Origin of the sequence: Vibrio sp. 10N.247.311.47 (assembly GCF_041467535.1) — a bacterium.
Lineage (GTDB): Bacteria > Pseudomonadota > Gammaproteobacteria > Enterobacterales > Vibrionaceae > Vibrio > Vibrio crassostreae_C.
Window position 1 is genome coordinate 1 of record NZ_JBFSUR010000047.1, and the last position, 14,181, is coordinate 14,181.

The following is a 14,181-nucleotide window of genomic DNA, read 5'->3' on the forward strand; positions in this document are numbered from 1 at the left end:
ACGCAAATCAAAGCCGGCGCGGAGAAAGTCAAAAGCGTCAATCACAGTGGTACTGGCATGAGCAAAGTATGCAGTGCCACCCGCAATGCGGTGTCCTCCACGATTTGTGGTGATACGCGTGATGGCGTTGGCACCAATGAATATGGCGGGAATTACACCTTGACGGTCGATAGCGCGAACATGCAGCGCGTGAAGGTGGGCATCACCAACATCGATACGCAATACATCGATGACTTGGCCGATACGCTCGCTAAATTGAGTGCCGGTAACTGTAACAGCGCCGCCAGCTGCGCGACCTTAGCGGTCGCTGGCAATACCATCACTGTGACGCTGTAAGGAGTCGGCATGAATCTTACCTCCCTCACGCTTGCCAGCACGCTGCGCACCTTGGCCATGTTAGGCGTGGTGACTGGACTATTGCTGACTTACCACGGCGCGCGAGAAAAAGCGTTATTTAAGCGAACAACCTCAGCGGTCATGCAAGCGATGGATGAGCAGATACGCAGCGAAACCGAACGTACTGATTGTCTGCACATACCGATTGACGACGACATCAATACGTTGGTCAGTGAGGGGTGGTTGGAGGCGAGCATCCGAGATAACAGTCCTTGGACGCTCGATATTGCCTATCAGGCGAGCCGTAACAGCGGCCGCGTGATAGGTAAGCACCTCACGTTGACGGCGCACTCCAGTCAGGAGGCGACTCGCCTTAAAGAACTGGCTCAAACCGTGATAGGCAGTTGGCAATTTCAAGGTCGAACCTTAAAGATACTTGAAGTCGTTAAAGGGCCAGCCGATGTATCTCGCATGGAGTTTGACCCAGCTACGGCGTGTTTTGCTTGGTAAACATAGGTTTGCCGAATAAAGGAATAAATGATGAACAATAAAATGAAAACGCGCTTATTTAAAACAGGCCCAATGATGAATCAAGATACCAAGATTGGGCTTTGGTTCTTGTTACTTTGGGGATTAGGTCTAGTGGCTGGCGTTCAAATTGGCATGAATCATAAAGAAATAATGAATGTGCTTAACGGAAGACCGTCATTTTTCATATCGGTATCGTGTCCCGATGAAGGCCTAAGAACCATTCAATGCGAGGAGTATAGTGCCCTGATGAAAAAACATGAGGAGTCTCGATGATGAATAGTGCCTTCAAACAACGCGGCGTGGGGATAGTCGAGTTTCTCATTACGCTCGGGCTCAGCCTAGTGATTGTGGGTATCAGCTACCCGGCGTATCACAATTATCAGGAAGACGAGAAAGCGAAAGCTTACGGTGAGCACATTAGAGTGCTGATAGAGCGCATTCATCAATATCAATACTACAAGATCACCGAAGAAGGGGTCGATTCGACCAGTCAAGCGAGTTGGCCAGCAACGTTGGATAACCTCATGAACGATTACCCTGAGCAATACTGGGGCAGTTGCACGATTGATCGAGAACTCAATGGTGAATGTAAGTTGCCCGATTACGTGCCGTGGAGCCATTCGCGTCTGAGTACTTACTTTTACACCGACCTTACGCACATACCGGCATTTAACGAGCACTTAGTGATTCGTATCCCACTTCATGAATTAGACAAGGATGCGAAAGAGTGGACGCGTTGGTCAAACGTGTTGATTGACATTCCAGGTGCCGAGCGAGCGGGTAATGATATCGACATTACTCTACGTCAAGCAACACTTGCACTGATGTACGAAAACATTGTCATGCGCGATGGAAGCGTCACATTAACAGAAGATTGGGATGTAGGCGGAGCGCACGGCATCACGAATGCGAAAGACTACTTAATTGCCGCCTCTGACGGCAGTCAGATATCTGTATCAAAACGATTGGTGACGATTGAAGCGGTGTCGCATGGTCAGACGGTAAGAAAGCCAGCGTGCAGTAAAGGTTTATCGCCTAAATTGATATTGAATATTGGAGACATTGAAACTCCAGCTCACTATGAGAGCCTAGCCAAGTTTAAGTCATACATCCTGAATGAAAATAGCAATTATTGGACTATCGGGGTTGATACTACAGCAAAGAATACAAAAACAAAAAAAATGGAAGCTACACATTTTGGTAAAGCAACGGCTTTAGTCCAATGTATTTAATCGGAGAATCACAATGAAAAAAGTTATGTTAATGATTACGCTTATGAGTGGCGCAATTGTAAGCCACACAACACTTGCAAAGGTCACACTGGAAGATGGTTACGCGAGTGAAGCGGACTATTACGAGAGTGTAAAGCAAAACCGCGCGGAATATGAAAAGGATTTGTATGACGGACTAGAGCCGCCACAATCAGGCTCAGGTTCAGTTCAAGTGGTGGAGTTCTCATCCGGTTCAGAGTCCACGTCCATTATCACCAAAACACTAAAACCGACAAATGGGTGGGTATGCGCATTAAGTAAAGTGAGTGGCTTTTATGGTAGAGGTCTAAAAGGCACAGATGCACATGTCTATCAGTCTGGTGGGTACTGGAAGTTGACTTCTGGTCGTGCTAGTTGTGGCGGATGCGCTGTTTCAGCTAAAGCAACCTGCTGGGAAGTACAATAGACTTGTACGAAACCTAGCTAGATGCTAGTTATAACAACTAGTGGTATTGACTAACCACTAGTTGTTTACTATTGTGTTTTTACCGACAAAAAATGGGCTTGATAAGGTTAATTGTTAATAATGTCAAACGATTATAGAAAAGGTAAAGTTCTAATTCCTCAGATGTACTTGAGCGAAAGTGAAGCAAAAGTCGTTCTTACTGCTATCGAGAAAGCTACGCAAAAAACAGGCGTTACAAACAATAGAAAACAGAGAATGTCTATTTTAGAAATTTCTCGATTCTACAACGAAAAACACTAGGTATATGGATATGAAAAAAACACTACTTGCGCTAGGATTGAGCGCACTATCAAGCTCATGTTTTGCTATTACAAACGGAACCGTTGTTGATTGGATGCATGATTTTGATGATTATGTCAGCGGTAATTGCACGGGCTTGATTGTGGGTGGTGATAAGATTCTAACTGCTGCACATTGTGGAATTACTAATAACGTAGTTGTTATATACGACGGTAGTTATCTTGCCGTGAAGTCAAAGGTTGATCACCCAAACTACACAGGTTTTAGAAATTACGATGTTTCCATCCTGGATATTGATAAACAGGCAACACAAAACATCCATTTTTTCGCTGACTTGAATCAGGCTACGGCTAACGTAGGCGATGCCGTTCATGCTTACGGGTTCGCAGGTAGTCTCACAGAACTCAAACGCGGTGACTTTACTGTCAGTAATGTTAGCGATCCATCCATCGATCATCTTTATCATAAATATGCTATTGGAGGCTCTGAAACTGAATCCGGCGACAGCGGTAGCGCATGGTTTAATGCAAGTAACGAAGTGATAGGCGTTACTTATGGCGGACAATCTATACCTGATCTTTTCTACTCAAAAGATTTCATCTTAGATACGGTGGACGGCTGGCATTACCCAACCGTGCTCAAAGGAACGGGGACTCAAACGATTAAGGTTCAGTCTTTACACCAAAACTCCGTGGTGGATGCCGCTTACGTAGCTGGAGATGTAGCGATAACCGGCGGTACATGCCAAACCTTGCCTGCGATTGATTCGTTTGATACCTGTACGTATGAGCTCGATGTGAGCGGCTCTGGTCAACTGCATCTAACCACCAATGAAGTGATTGATATCAACCCTGTGACACCGACTCCCGTACCCCCTCCAACAACGACACCAAGTTCTGGCGGCAGCGGTGGCTCTCTCGGCGTTTTCTCTCTACTTGGATTAGCTGTCTTCGGGCGTTTAAGAAAGAGACTGGCCTGAGATGGATTACAAAATTAACGACCCTGTTATATTGGAAATGCTCGATGGCAATGATTGGCGCGTGATACGCACCACTTACCGTCAAGCCATACGGCTATTAAGAAAAACGCATCATCGAGGGTATTTGTTGTACCGCGAAGGACTGCGGTGGGATGCAAAAGCCTGACGCTTTCACTTTGTTCAATTGTCGGCTTCATCTTGCCCCAACAATCGGGGCTTATTGCAGTCAAAATGAACCTTATTGGATAATCTTGTGATACTTTTTATCAACACACTTTTACTTTTCATTTTCCTATATATATTATTAACCTTCTCTCATGTCCCTTCCGCAAAGATAAATTTGATAAGGGGAATCAAAGGTGTCGTCGTTTTAATGGTCGTCACGGTCTGGTTGATGCCGCTTCATCTCCCCTTATTCCTCCTGGGCTGTGTTGTCGGAAGACAATAAAGTTTGATCAGTTACAATAAAGTCTGATCATACACAATAAAGATTGATCGTTTTTTGACCTCCTGCTAAGTTTAGCTTAGTCGGAGGTTTTTTTATGTCAGATGCAGATAAGCCACTCAATAAGAAAGACCAAAAGCGTTTAGATGAAAAACGAGGCGAAGGGACGGGGAAGGACTATGTTCCTTTCATTAAAGTCGGAGAGTTCAGCAGCTCTGGCGAAAGCGTTCGAGTTAAAAGTGCTAGCGTTGGTCGCATACACCATTTTCATTCTGGAAACGAGCTTGCCGCATTTTTGGTGTTCGACTGGTGCAAAGAGGTCATCGATATTCGAGAGCAGTTTCCAATTCCTCTTGCTGATTCTTTAATTATTTGCCGACAACTAGGTATTCGTCACCCACAGGAAAAGGGTGAACTTAAGATAGTAACAACGGACTTACTCATCGATTTTGTCGATGGCTCTCAGTTAGCTATCCCCGTAAAACCCGCCCTAAAGCTTGATGACCAACGCATTGTCGAAAAGCTTCAAATAGAAAAATTATATTGGGAAGCCGCAAAAGTACCTTGTCTCTTTTTTACCGATCAAGAAGTTTCCAACGACCTCAAAATGAACTTGAAGTGGATAAAACCACTTATAAATATAGATATAGAAGTCGAATACCCATTCTCCAAGCAAGATGTCATTGATCTTGCTGCTAGACTAGCGAAGCAACCCAAAGCTTATGTAGCTCGACATTGTGCAAAATTGGATGACCTCTACCAATTAGAGGAAGGCACTCATATCGGAGTATTTCGTTATGGTACCGCTAATCAATATTTAAAAGCTTCACTAGAAATTCCGTTTACTAAGTGGAAGTGTGAAGATATCGAGCTTTTAGTTAGCGATAGCGCAGATTTTGGGGTAGGCAATGCTTCTTAATCAAGTCTATCAATACAAAGATTCAAGCGAGCGAATACGAGTCGTGTTCGAAACAATAGAGTCTATTTGGTTGATTAATATCGATGACGATTCAGCTTGGCCCATATTTAAACCTACCTCTGAGTTGTATGAACTCATTGCTAGCCAAGCAATACAGAGCATCAGTGAACCCTTTACTTTTTCTCACGTTGAAATCGATAGTTCACAAGCTATCAAGAGAGACGACGCTTATTCGTTACTCAAAATATTATTGAAAGACCACTGTGAACTTCTTGATAAGTCATCACGCAATCGCCGAATTAGAAGCGCAGTAGAAGAAACTGGAAAACCACGAATCTATTTCATTCGTCAACTGCGTCGATATTGGCAGCGAGGGATGACACCAAACGCATTCTTACCTGACTATCATAAGTCTGGTGGTAAGGGTAAAGCTAGGCGTGATGTAGCTAATAAACTCGGTCGAAGGCGGACAAGGGCTAAGGGCGTGGGTACAATCATTACCGATGACGTTGCCGAGATTTTCAGCCTTGCGATTGATGGCTTCTTTCTTTTAAATGTCCCGGCCTTATATCAACGTTCAGTTTTCAGGTTTCCCGAAAAGTCGTGTTCCGGCAGAACCAAAGCCTGATGCTTCAGGAGTCGGGCATGGAACAGCAAACGGAACGGCGCAAGAGCTAGACTGGGCGATTAATCGCAGTGATTGCGATGATCCAACTAGTCCTGAGGCACCGAAAGTAGTCGCTCCTACAGGTAACTTTCAAATTTTTGAAAAGGTTATCAAGAAGCTCATGAAGCTTCCTGATTATGAACACAAAGGTACACAGTGTTTGGTAATGCCAAAGCCAGACAATGCTTCCCTGATATACAAGAACAAGCTCACACAGGAGGCTCGAACCTTTCATTGTGCATATTTCTATTACCGGCAAACCCCTCTTGTTATTATTGAGGTGGATATTAGCGATATTAACGACAAGCATAGTCTAGGCTCTAGATTATTTGGGTTTTCTGAAAGTGGCAAAGATGGGCTTACGCACGTAATGAAAGCATGCTCTGAGAAAGGCGTTCGATGGGATGCTAAAGCAAACCAAGAACACTGTTCAGTAGTGGTTGAAATTAAGCACCCTTCTAGAACCAAAAAAGTTGATGGTGAAATGGTGCATAGAACCGAAAGTGAGTATGAAACCGCGTGGATAGAAGCCCTAGACAGAGCCGTTAAGAGAGCATCAACACAATAACCAATTTATGCGCGGGTGAAAGCGGTAATATCGAAAGTGCTGTCTTTGGTTAGAGGTTTTGTGTTTTGGTGACAAATGGTTAACTGAGGATACCGAGAAAAATATAGCCAGCTCTTGGTGAAAGAGCTGGCCTTATCGTTATTCGTTGAGTGCCAGATTGTCGCTTTCAGGCTGCCAACTTTGAGTCCGCAAAGAATGCGAATACAAATTGTAGGTGATGGTGGTTTTGTTGCCATCTTGGTTGATACTGAATGTGATTTCGGTGTCGCTCCAAGAGATATCTTCAAGCAGAAGATCTACATTTTGCGATAGGTCGTGAAGTACTATGGTGTTTAGCATGGTCGCATTGGAGCGAACCAAGGTATACGCGAGGTTTGATGTTGCTGGGTTATCTGGCGCTTCACCAATCAAAACATCACACGGCGAACTGAATACCATCTTTTGGCTAAATGGCGTTTGTCCTTCAATGGCGTAGCGATGGGAGTGCGCTGAAACCGAACTCAACTGACGTGTATTGGTCATTCGGTTTAGTGCACCTGGCAACGGGTTAGCGCAAACCTCAAAGCTGTCCGTTTCGGTATGTTCACCGCGAATATGGTAGGTCAAATCCAACTGTTGCTGATGCGGGTTGGCTATCAGGTTTGCTTCTACATACGCTTCGCCAACACAGAACAAGATACGCCTGAACATGACGTTCTGATATGACTGGCTATCCCACTGCTCGATGGTGTGGCTATCGACTTCTGCTGCTGGTTGATTCCAATCGGCAAGCGTATCTATGACTTTGCAAATTGGAGAGTCAGAGAAGTGAAGTAACGTTGGATCGATTGGCGATTGGTTCTGCTGATTCACAACAAGGGTGTTGTGCGTGGCGGTATTCTTGTAATAGCCGTAGTGCAGCTCTGCGCCATACCCGGTGGTACCGAGATCGGGCAGTATCTCTTTGCCATTGCGAACAATGATCAAGCCTAATCGATCGTAGTGATCGTGTTCGCCACCATAAGGACTGTGCTTAACAAGCAGAGAATGATCATTGCTTTGGTCGTAATGAATCGTCACGCCCGCCTGAGCGGTGTGGATAGATTGACATTGCAGTGGCGCAGCCTTTGGAAGTTCATCCACACCGTAAAGTAGTGCATCGATGTTATCTCTTGAGACATTTTGATAGATGCTAGTAAGAACACTCGCAAACTCATCACAAGGGTACTGCGCGTAGGCAAACTCAAACAGGTGTGAGTGAGTAATGCGCTCTTGGCCTGCAATACAGTCATTGAGACGCGGGAAGTCGCCCGTATTAAGTACCAAGTTTAGTGGGAACTTGAGCATCTTAACAAAATTAGAGTTGGAGCTCACGGAATGAGGCGTTGAGTAGGCGATTTTTTCAAAGTTTAACAGCGCTTGTAAGGCGTAGTAGTGATAGTGAATCGAGCCCTCAAACCACATTCCCTCTTCTGAGCAGCCGTGGTTAAGTTGATAGTGGATACCGTAGTTAGTATTCAGAGCAAAATCGATGTAGCGGCTCTCTTCGAGGATCAACCCAATCACACCAATGGTGGCGTTGATTTTCATTTCATGGTTGTGTAGCTGGTCAGTTCGGTACTCCATCAAAAACTCAGCCCCTTCACGAAGTAGGCGCTGCTCGATGTATGACTGCTCGTCTAGTGACAGTTGCTCACGAATGAAGTCATAACCGCGAGCAAGATCCAAATGGCAGTTTGCCTCACATAAAGTCTGTGCATTCGCTTTGCCTGGCCCGTTGTAGGGGATGCCACCATGAACTTCGTAGTCCGGATAGTATTTAGCGGATTGAAGCAAGATGTCTTTAACCTTATCGAAGAAACGTTGTTCTCCAGTCAGTTTCCAAAGCAAGCCAAGATCGTAGCACGCTTTTGCATTCAGGCCATTTAGCCATCGCCACCAGGCGCCATCATATGGTTCACCCGCGAACTCTTTACCGTCAACTGGGCAGCAGTGCGAGAGTGGCTTTTCACGATCCCACGTTAGGCGAACGCCATGCTCAGGGCAAAAGTAATACAGGTTCCAGGTCGCACGACCGTCGGGCGGAACCAAGGTATCGCTATTGAGCACAACATGATTGTCTTCTATGAGTTGGGCGATAGTTTGCTCAGAAGCGCGCTGTTTGATGGATTGAATTTGTTGTTCGCTAAACTGGATCATTGAGCATCCCCTGTGAGTCTGGATTGAGGAAAATTAAAGTAGCGCTCTGCATTGTAATAACAGATGTTTTCTATGGTGTCTTTCAGTAGCGATGCACTATTTGGAAGCTCTCCATTTTCGACCCAAGCGGCGAGTTGATTACAAAGTACACGGCGGAAATATTCGTGGCGACTCATCGAAAATACGTTGCGAGAGTCGGTCAACATACCTATGAACCGGCCTAGAGCACCTAAGTTCTTTAATGTGGTGAGCTGGGCTTCCATGCCGTCTTTGTGGTCGTTAAACCACCATGCTGCGCCAAATTGGATTTTTCCAGCGGCGGAGTCACTGTCTTGAAAAGCACCGGCAATGCAACTGAGTAGTGCATTGTGATTTGGATTGATGCTGTAAAGCACCGTTTTTGGTAGCTGGTTGGTTAAATCTAATTGACTGAGAAGCTGGGTTAGATTTTCGGATATAAGGCGATCATTCATCACGCTAAATCCGGTGCCACCGCCAAGCTCCTGTTTTCTGCGTTCGTTAACGTTAATCAATACACCAATGTGGAGTTGCATTGCCCAGCCACGGCTATGGTAGTGCTGACCTAACTGGTTGAACAGAAAAGAGCTAAGTTGTTTGCTTTCGATATCTTTAAGCACTTTCCCTGTTAGCAGCTTTTCAAATAGTTGATGAGCGGAATTATGTGAGCAAGGTGCAAAATGCACTTGAGTGAGTCCAAGATCGGATAGTCGGCAGCCAGCGTTATGGAATGCTTCGATTCGCTTTGAAATCGCGTTGAGAAAGTCATTGATGGATGCAATATGCAGAGAGGTCATCGTGTTTAATGTATCAATCATAATGCGAAAAGCACTTGGCGACCCAAACGCAAATAGATCGTCTGCTCTGAATGTAGGGAGCACCTCAACGTCAAAGTCGGACTCGGCAATCAGTTTGTGATAGTGAAGATCGGAGAGCGGTGAATCTGTAGTGCAAAGCGTGGTGACATGACACTGCTTCAACACACTCTGAGTTGTGAGTCTAGATGTAGCAAGCTCGGCTTCACAGTGTGACCAAATGGCATCGCAATTGTCCGGGTTTAATAATAGTGAGCAGTCGAAGAAACGCTCCAGCTCTAGGTGAGACCACTGATAAAGCGGGTTGCCGAGAAGATAAGGGGCGGTTTGACACCATTTCTCGAACTTTTTCTTGTCGGGCGCATCGCCGGTTATGTAGTGTTCTTCAATTCCATTGCTGCGCATCGCTCGCCATAAATAGTGATCACTATGCAGCCAGCACTCAGCGATGTTACTCGCGCGATGGTTTTCCCAAATCTGTTTCGCATCTAGGTGGTTGTGATAATCAATAATCGGCATTGCTTTGGCGTAGTCATGGAACAAGCAGTGAGCCAAATCAGAGGTTAAAAGAAAATCGTTATGGATGTATTGGTTCATGGGTTTCATCTCGAAATACTTTTGAAAACTCAACGGTGATAGCGGTTTGCTAAACGCAAAATAGGGGCTGGTAGCCAGCCCCTTGTCACTACGTTAACTCTGAGTCTGTAGGTTCACTACTTTGGTATCCTTGGCGCTTTTTAACAGTAAAGCACCAACAGTGAGTACCACGCCGCCACAGAACAAAAATGCCATGCGACCCCAGAATGGATTTGGTATCAGTACCATACAGATAACTAACGAACCGAAGATTAAGATGAGCTTACCAAGCATGCTGCGCTGTTGGCGGTCGACGGCATCTTGTCCTTCTTCCTCGATGACAGGCGTAGCAACGTCAGTCCAAAACTCATTAAGTTCCGTTTTACGTTCGCCTTGTGGCTCTTTATAAAACTTAGTGGTTAGACAGAAGAATCCGCCAGTGAATACAAGGTGACCGATGATGCCATTCATTACCGTCAAGTCTGCCGCCTCACGGCTAGTGAAGCCGCCCTCGATACCTAGAAGGTTCGCGATGACATCTGGTGTGATGACAAAACTCACCATATAAGAGACCACCATGCCGACTGTTAGTGTAGCCCAAGCTGCCCAATCAGGCGTCTTCTTAACGAACATGCCAAAGAACAGTGGAACTAGGATAGGCATTTGTAGCAATGTACTTACGTACATCATGGCATCAAATAGGCTCAATTCACGAAGGGAGTTGATGAATAGTGCAACTGCGATAATCAGAGCACCAAACACTATGGTGACGCCTTGGCTAACACGCATCAGTTTTTTCTCAGATGCATTCTTATTGATGATTGGGCTGTAGAAGTTACGAACGAAGACGCCAGCATTACGGTTAAGACCTGAGTCCATTGATGACATGGTCGCGGCAAAGACAGCTGACATTAGAAGGCCTACCATACCCACTGGCATGACACGCTCAACGAACACAAGATAAACGGCATCCGCTGCTTTGCCGCCGAGCGCGTCAGCGTGTGCTAGCGCAGCATCAGGGTAAAGGACAGCCGTTACCCATGGTGGCATAAACCAAATCGCAGGGCCAACCAGCATAAGAACAAATGCCAACAGTGCCGCTTTGCGCGCATTGGTGGAGTCTTTAGCGGTCAAGAATCGGTAAGAATCTTGCATGTTGTTGATGTTTTGAAGCTGTTTAACAAACATGAAGATGAACCATGCTACGAACAGTAGCGGGTAGTTCATGTTCGCACCCATTATTGAGTCTGCTGGGAATTGCTCAATTAAGTTGCTTGGGCCACCAATCTCGATGAGGGCTGCAACGGCACAAACGACCGTGACTGCCATGATGACGACCATTTGCACAAAGTCGGACGCAACCACACCCCACGAACCACCGATAACGGAAATAAATAGAACAATCAAGCCGGTAATGACAATGGTTGTTTCAATGTCGATATTGAATACGGCACTAACAAATAGCGCCAGACCGTTTAGCCAAATACCAGTGTAAACAATGCTGGTTGGCATGGTTGCCCATGTAAATACCTGTTCGTTTGTCGTGCCAAAGCGGCGACGCACCCCCTCTACTGGAGTGACAACACGCATTTGACGGAAGCGGTAGGAGAAAAACAGCCAAGACAGCAAAAAACCGAACGCATTGGCCATGAAAATAACCATGATAGGGAAGCCATCGGTAAATGCTTTACCTGCTGCCCCGGTGAACGTCCAAGCGCTGAACTGAGTCATAAAGGCAGTTGAGCCGACCATCCACCAGAGCATTTTACCGCCCCCGCGAAAGTAGTCACTGGTCGAGCTGCCTGATAGACGCTTGAATATGATACCTACAGCGATCATGAAGACGAAGTAGACACCGACAACAACAATGTCAATATTCATAAAACTTACCTCTAAAATGAAAAAATGATTAGTTAAAAATTAAAACGATGGTTCATTATTGCATTTGCAGCGCCGCAATTACCAACGAACTGTGGGCTTTTGTGATGAATGAAACGATTTTTCATTTTTTTATGTTAGCTGTGAGTTTTTCTTATTAGGTTTTTCAGCCCCTATCTTGTCTACGCTTATGTGCTTATTAAGTCAGAGTTGGCTCGCTACTCATCCAATAGTAAACGCACACTGTGCCTTACCTTACTTGGTGATATATACAATAAAGGGTGAGTCATGGGTTAATAATTGAGTTACCTACAACCATATCAGCAACGTTGCTTGTGCCTTTTACGCATTCTTTGATCTCAACAACACAAAATCACACCGTTAGAAATAATTAGTTACATAGCTCACATAATAACCTGCTTGGTCTTTATAAAAACGTCATTTGCTTAATAATGAAACGCAGTTTTAATAATTAGTCTGAAAATAAATACAATGTAAAAGGAGTTCAGAATGAATGTCGATATGCTCGTCGTGGGCGTTTACTTTATCTTTATGATAGCGATAGGCGTCATCTTTAAACGTTTCGCAGGTAGTTCTACCAGTGACTACTTTCGCGGGGGCGGTAAAATGCTCTGGTGGATGGTCGGCTCAACTGCCTTTATGACGCAATTTAGTGCTTGGACCTTTACGGGAGCGGCAGGTAAAGCCTTTACCGATGGTTTTCCCATTATGGTCGTATTTATGGCCAACGCATTTGGCTTTTTACTTTCTTGGTTATTCTTTTCATACCGTTTTCGCCAAATGCGAGTCGTAACACCGATTGAAGGCGTTCGTCGTCGTTTTGGTGCTACAAATGAGCAAGTATTTACTTGGGCGACCATGCCAACCAGCATCGTTTATACCGGTATTTGGCTAAATGGTTTGGCACTGTTTGTCAGTGCGGTATTTAAAGTAGATATTGAGACAACAATCGTTGTTACAGGTCTAATCGTCCTGTTTATTTCTGTTATCGGCGGCGCGTGGGGTGTTGTAGCATCCGACTTTGTTCAGATGGTGGTCATTATGGCCGTGACCGTGGTGTGTGCTGTTGCCGCTCTAATTAAGATAGGTGGTCCTACGAACCTAATTGAACAGTTCCCTGCGGATTCGATAATGGGTTCAAATATGAACTATCCGCTGCTGTTCGTGGCATGGTTCATCTTCATGTTCGTGAAGCAGCTTCAAAACATTAACAACATGCAGGACTCTTATCGATTCTTAACAGCTAAAGATTCGACCAATGCTCGTAAAGCCGCGCTACTTGCGTTTGTTCTTATGCTGATTGGTCCTGCTATTTGGTTCTTGCCTCCTTGGGTGTCGGCAGTGATCTACCCAGATGCAGCCACAGTGCACGCAGCACAGCTAGGTAAAAAAGCAGCGGATGCGGTTTACTTGGTATTCGTTGAGAATGCGATGCCTGTTGGTATGGTTGGCCTACTTATGTCTGCGGTATTTGCCGCGACCATGTCTTCAATGGACTCTGGCCTTAACCGTAACTCCGGTATCTTTGTTCGTAACTTCTATGCACCAATCATTGATAAAAAGGCTGACGACAAGAAACTAATGCGTGTAAGCCAAGTGGTTACTATGGTGTTTGGTGCTCTGATTATCGCAGTTGCCCTATTCATTAACTCTCTTCGTGGATTGAGCTTGTTCGATGCGATGATGTACGTCAGTACGCTACTGCAGATGCCAATATTGGTACCACTATTCTTCGGTATCTTCATCAAGAAGACGCCAGATTGGGCGGCATGGGCAACATTGGCTGTCGGTATTATTGTCTCTTACCTTGTTAGTTTCGTGATTACTGCCGATGTTGTAGCAAACTGGCTGAATTTAGACATGCCATTTACAGGCCGTGAAGCGAAAGACCTAAAAGTCCTACTCGGTATCATGGGTCACTTGTTCATCACGGGTGGTTTCTTCTGCCTAACCACTAAGTTCTACAAAGAGCCAGTTGGTGAACGTGAATCTGAACTGACTGAGTTCTGGAGCGATGTTGCTACTCCAGTAGTAGAAGAAGCAGGTCAAGATGAGCTGGATCGTCAACAACGCAACATGCTAGGCAAATTGATTCTTGTATTTGGTGTTCTAGTGACGCTAATGGTACTCATCCCGAACCCATTCTGGGGACGAATGGCCTTTGTCTTCTGTGGAGCGGTCATTGTGACGGTTGGAAGTTTGCTTCTGAAGAGTGCAAAACAAGCCGATAAGCTTACGACTAGTAGCGCCACATAATTCTAATTAACCCCCTT

At 45.3% G+C, this 14,181-nt stretch carries 12 protein-coding genes and 1 pseudogene; 10 read left to right on the forward strand and 3 right to left on the reverse strand.

What is annotated here, in order from left to right; all coding sequences use genetic code 11:
- The 9 genes and pseudogenes from AB6E51_RS22055 to AB6E51_RS22095 all read left to right on the forward strand — a co-directional run.
- A pseudogene (locus AB6E51_RS22055) lies at positions 1-336 on the forward strand (hypothetical protein); the annotation flags it as partial.
- A 9-nt stretch (positions 337-345) separates the two neighbouring features.
- Positions 346-846 (forward strand): hypothetical protein, encoded by a 501-nt coding sequence (locus AB6E51_RS22060; RefSeq protein ID WP_372050251.1) that lies wholly within the window; start codon positions 346-348, stop codon positions 844-846.
- Positions 847-876: 30 nt separating this feature from the next.
- A complete protein-coding gene (locus AB6E51_RS22065) occupies positions 877-1,140 on the forward strand; it encodes a hypothetical protein (protein ID WP_102420874.1) in 264 nt (87 codons plus the stop codon).
- On the forward strand, positions 1,137-2,099 hold the full coding sequence (locus AB6E51_RS22070) for a hypothetical protein (RefSeq protein WP_372101995.1): 963 nt from the start codon (positions 1,137-1,139) through the stop codon (positions 2,097-2,099). The genes AB6E51_RS22065 and AB6E51_RS22070 overlap by 4 nt, the downstream gene beginning before the upstream one ends.
- Before the next feature lie 43 nt (positions 2,100-2,142).
- Positions 2,143-2,544, forward strand: a complete 402-nt coding sequence (locus AB6E51_RS22075; protein WP_239917856.1) for a hypothetical protein — start codon at positions 2,143-2,145, stop codon at positions 2,542-2,544.
- 310 nt (positions 2,545-2,854) lie between these two features.
- The gene (locus AB6E51_RS22080; protein WP_372101994.1) at positions 2,855-3,823 is read left to right on the forward strand and encodes a trypsin-like serine protease; all 969 of its coding nucleotides are present in this window, start codon (positions 2,855-2,857) and stop codon (positions 3,821-3,823) included.
- A gap of 542 nt (positions 3,824-4,365) precedes the next feature.
- Positions 4,366-5,187 carry a TnsA endonuclease N-terminal domain-containing protein gene (locus tag AB6E51_RS22085; protein WP_372050097.1) on the forward strand — a complete coding sequence of 274 codons (822 nt, stop codon included), beginning with the start codon at positions 4,366-4,368 and terminating at the stop codon, positions 5,185-5,187.
- Positions 5,177-5,815 carry a hypothetical protein gene (locus AB6E51_RS22090; protein ID WP_372050098.1) on the forward strand — a complete coding sequence of 213 codons (639 nt, stop codon included), beginning with the start codon at positions 5,177-5,179 and terminating at the stop codon, positions 5,813-5,815. Before AB6E51_RS22085 ends, AB6E51_RS22090 begins: the two co-directional genes overlap by 11 nt.
- Positions 5,742-6,422: a hypothetical protein gene (locus AB6E51_RS22095; protein WP_372050099.1), complete on the forward strand. Its 681-nt coding sequence runs from the start codon at positions 5,742-5,744 to the stop codon at positions 6,420-6,422. Before AB6E51_RS22090 ends, AB6E51_RS22095 begins: the two co-directional genes overlap by 74 nt.
- A 138-nt stretch (positions 6,423-6,560) precedes the next feature.
- Here the strand turns inward: AB6E51_RS22095 and AB6E51_RS22100 are convergent, their stop codons facing one another.
- The 3 genes from AB6E51_RS22100 to AB6E51_RS22110 form a co-directional block, all read right to left on the reverse strand.
- A complete protein-coding gene (locus tag AB6E51_RS22100) occupies positions 6,561-8,600 on the reverse strand; it encodes a heparinase II/III family protein (protein ID WP_372050100.1) in 2,040 nt (679 codons plus the stop codon).
- Positions 8,597-10,039: a glucuronate isomerase gene (gene uxaC, locus AB6E51_RS22105; RefSeq protein ID WP_372050101.1), complete on the reverse strand. Its 1,443-nt coding sequence runs from the start codon at positions 10,037-10,039 to the stop codon at positions 8,597-8,599. Before uxaC ends, AB6E51_RS22100 begins: the two co-directional genes overlap by 4 nt.
- 84 nt (positions 10,040-10,123) lie before the next feature.
- Positions 10,124-11,890 (reverse strand): sodium:solute symporter family protein, encoded by a 1,767-nt coding sequence (locus tag AB6E51_RS22110; RefSeq protein WP_372050102.1) that lies wholly within the window; start codon positions 11,888-11,890, stop codon positions 10,124-10,126.
- A gap of 507 nt (positions 11,891-12,397) precedes the next feature.
- Between AB6E51_RS22110 and AB6E51_RS22115 the strand changes: the two genes are divergently transcribed.
- A complete protein-coding gene (locus AB6E51_RS22115) occupies positions 12,398-14,164 on the forward strand; it encodes a sodium:solute symporter family protein (RefSeq protein WP_372050103.1) in 1,767 nt (588 codons plus the stop codon).
- The last annotated feature ends 17 nt before the right edge of the window (positions 14,165-14,181 follow it).

Coding starts and splice junctions, on each gene's coding strand:
- AB6E51_RS22060 (WP_372050251.1), top strand. CDS start 346: ATGAATCTTACCTCCCTCACGCTTGCCAGCACGCTGCGCACCTTGGCC.
- AB6E51_RS22065 (WP_102420874.1), top strand. CDS start 877: ATGAACAATAAAATGAAAACGCGCTTATTTAAAACAGGCCCAATGATG.
- AB6E51_RS22070 (WP_372101995.1), top strand. CDS start 1,137: ATGATGAATAGTGCCTTCAAACAACGCGGCGTGGGGATAGTCGAGTTT.
- AB6E51_RS22075 (WP_239917856.1), top strand. CDS start 2,143: ATGAGTGGCGCAATTGTAAGCCACACAACACTTGCAAAGGTCACACTG.
- AB6E51_RS22080 (WP_372101994.1), top strand. CDS start 2,855: ATGAAAAAAACACTACTTGCGCTAGGATTGAGCGCACTATCAAGCTCA.
- AB6E51_RS22085 (WP_372050097.1), top strand. CDS start 4,366: ATGTCAGATGCAGATAAGCCACTCAATAAGAAAGACCAAAAGCGTTTA.
- AB6E51_RS22090 (WP_372050098.1), top strand. CDS start 5,177: ATGCTTCTTAATCAAGTCTATCAATACAAAGATTCAAGCGAGCGAATA.
- AB6E51_RS22095 (WP_372050099.1), top strand. CDS start 5,742: ATGTCCCGGCCTTATATCAACGTTCAGTTTTCAGGTTTCCCGAAAAGT.
- AB6E51_RS22100 (WP_372050100.1), bottom strand. CDS start 8,600: ATGATCCAGTTTAGCGAACAACAAATTCAATCCATCAAACAGCGCGCT.
- uxaC (WP_372050101.1), bottom strand. CDS start 10,039: ATGAAACCCATGAACCAATACATCCATAACGATTTTCTTTTAACCTCT.
- AB6E51_RS22110 (WP_372050102.1), bottom strand. CDS start 11,890: ATGAATATTGACATTGTTGTTGTCGGTGTCTACTTCGTCTTCATGATC.
- AB6E51_RS22115 (WP_372050103.1), top strand. CDS start 12,398: ATGAATGTCGATATGCTCGTCGTGGGCGTTTACTTTATCTTTATGATA.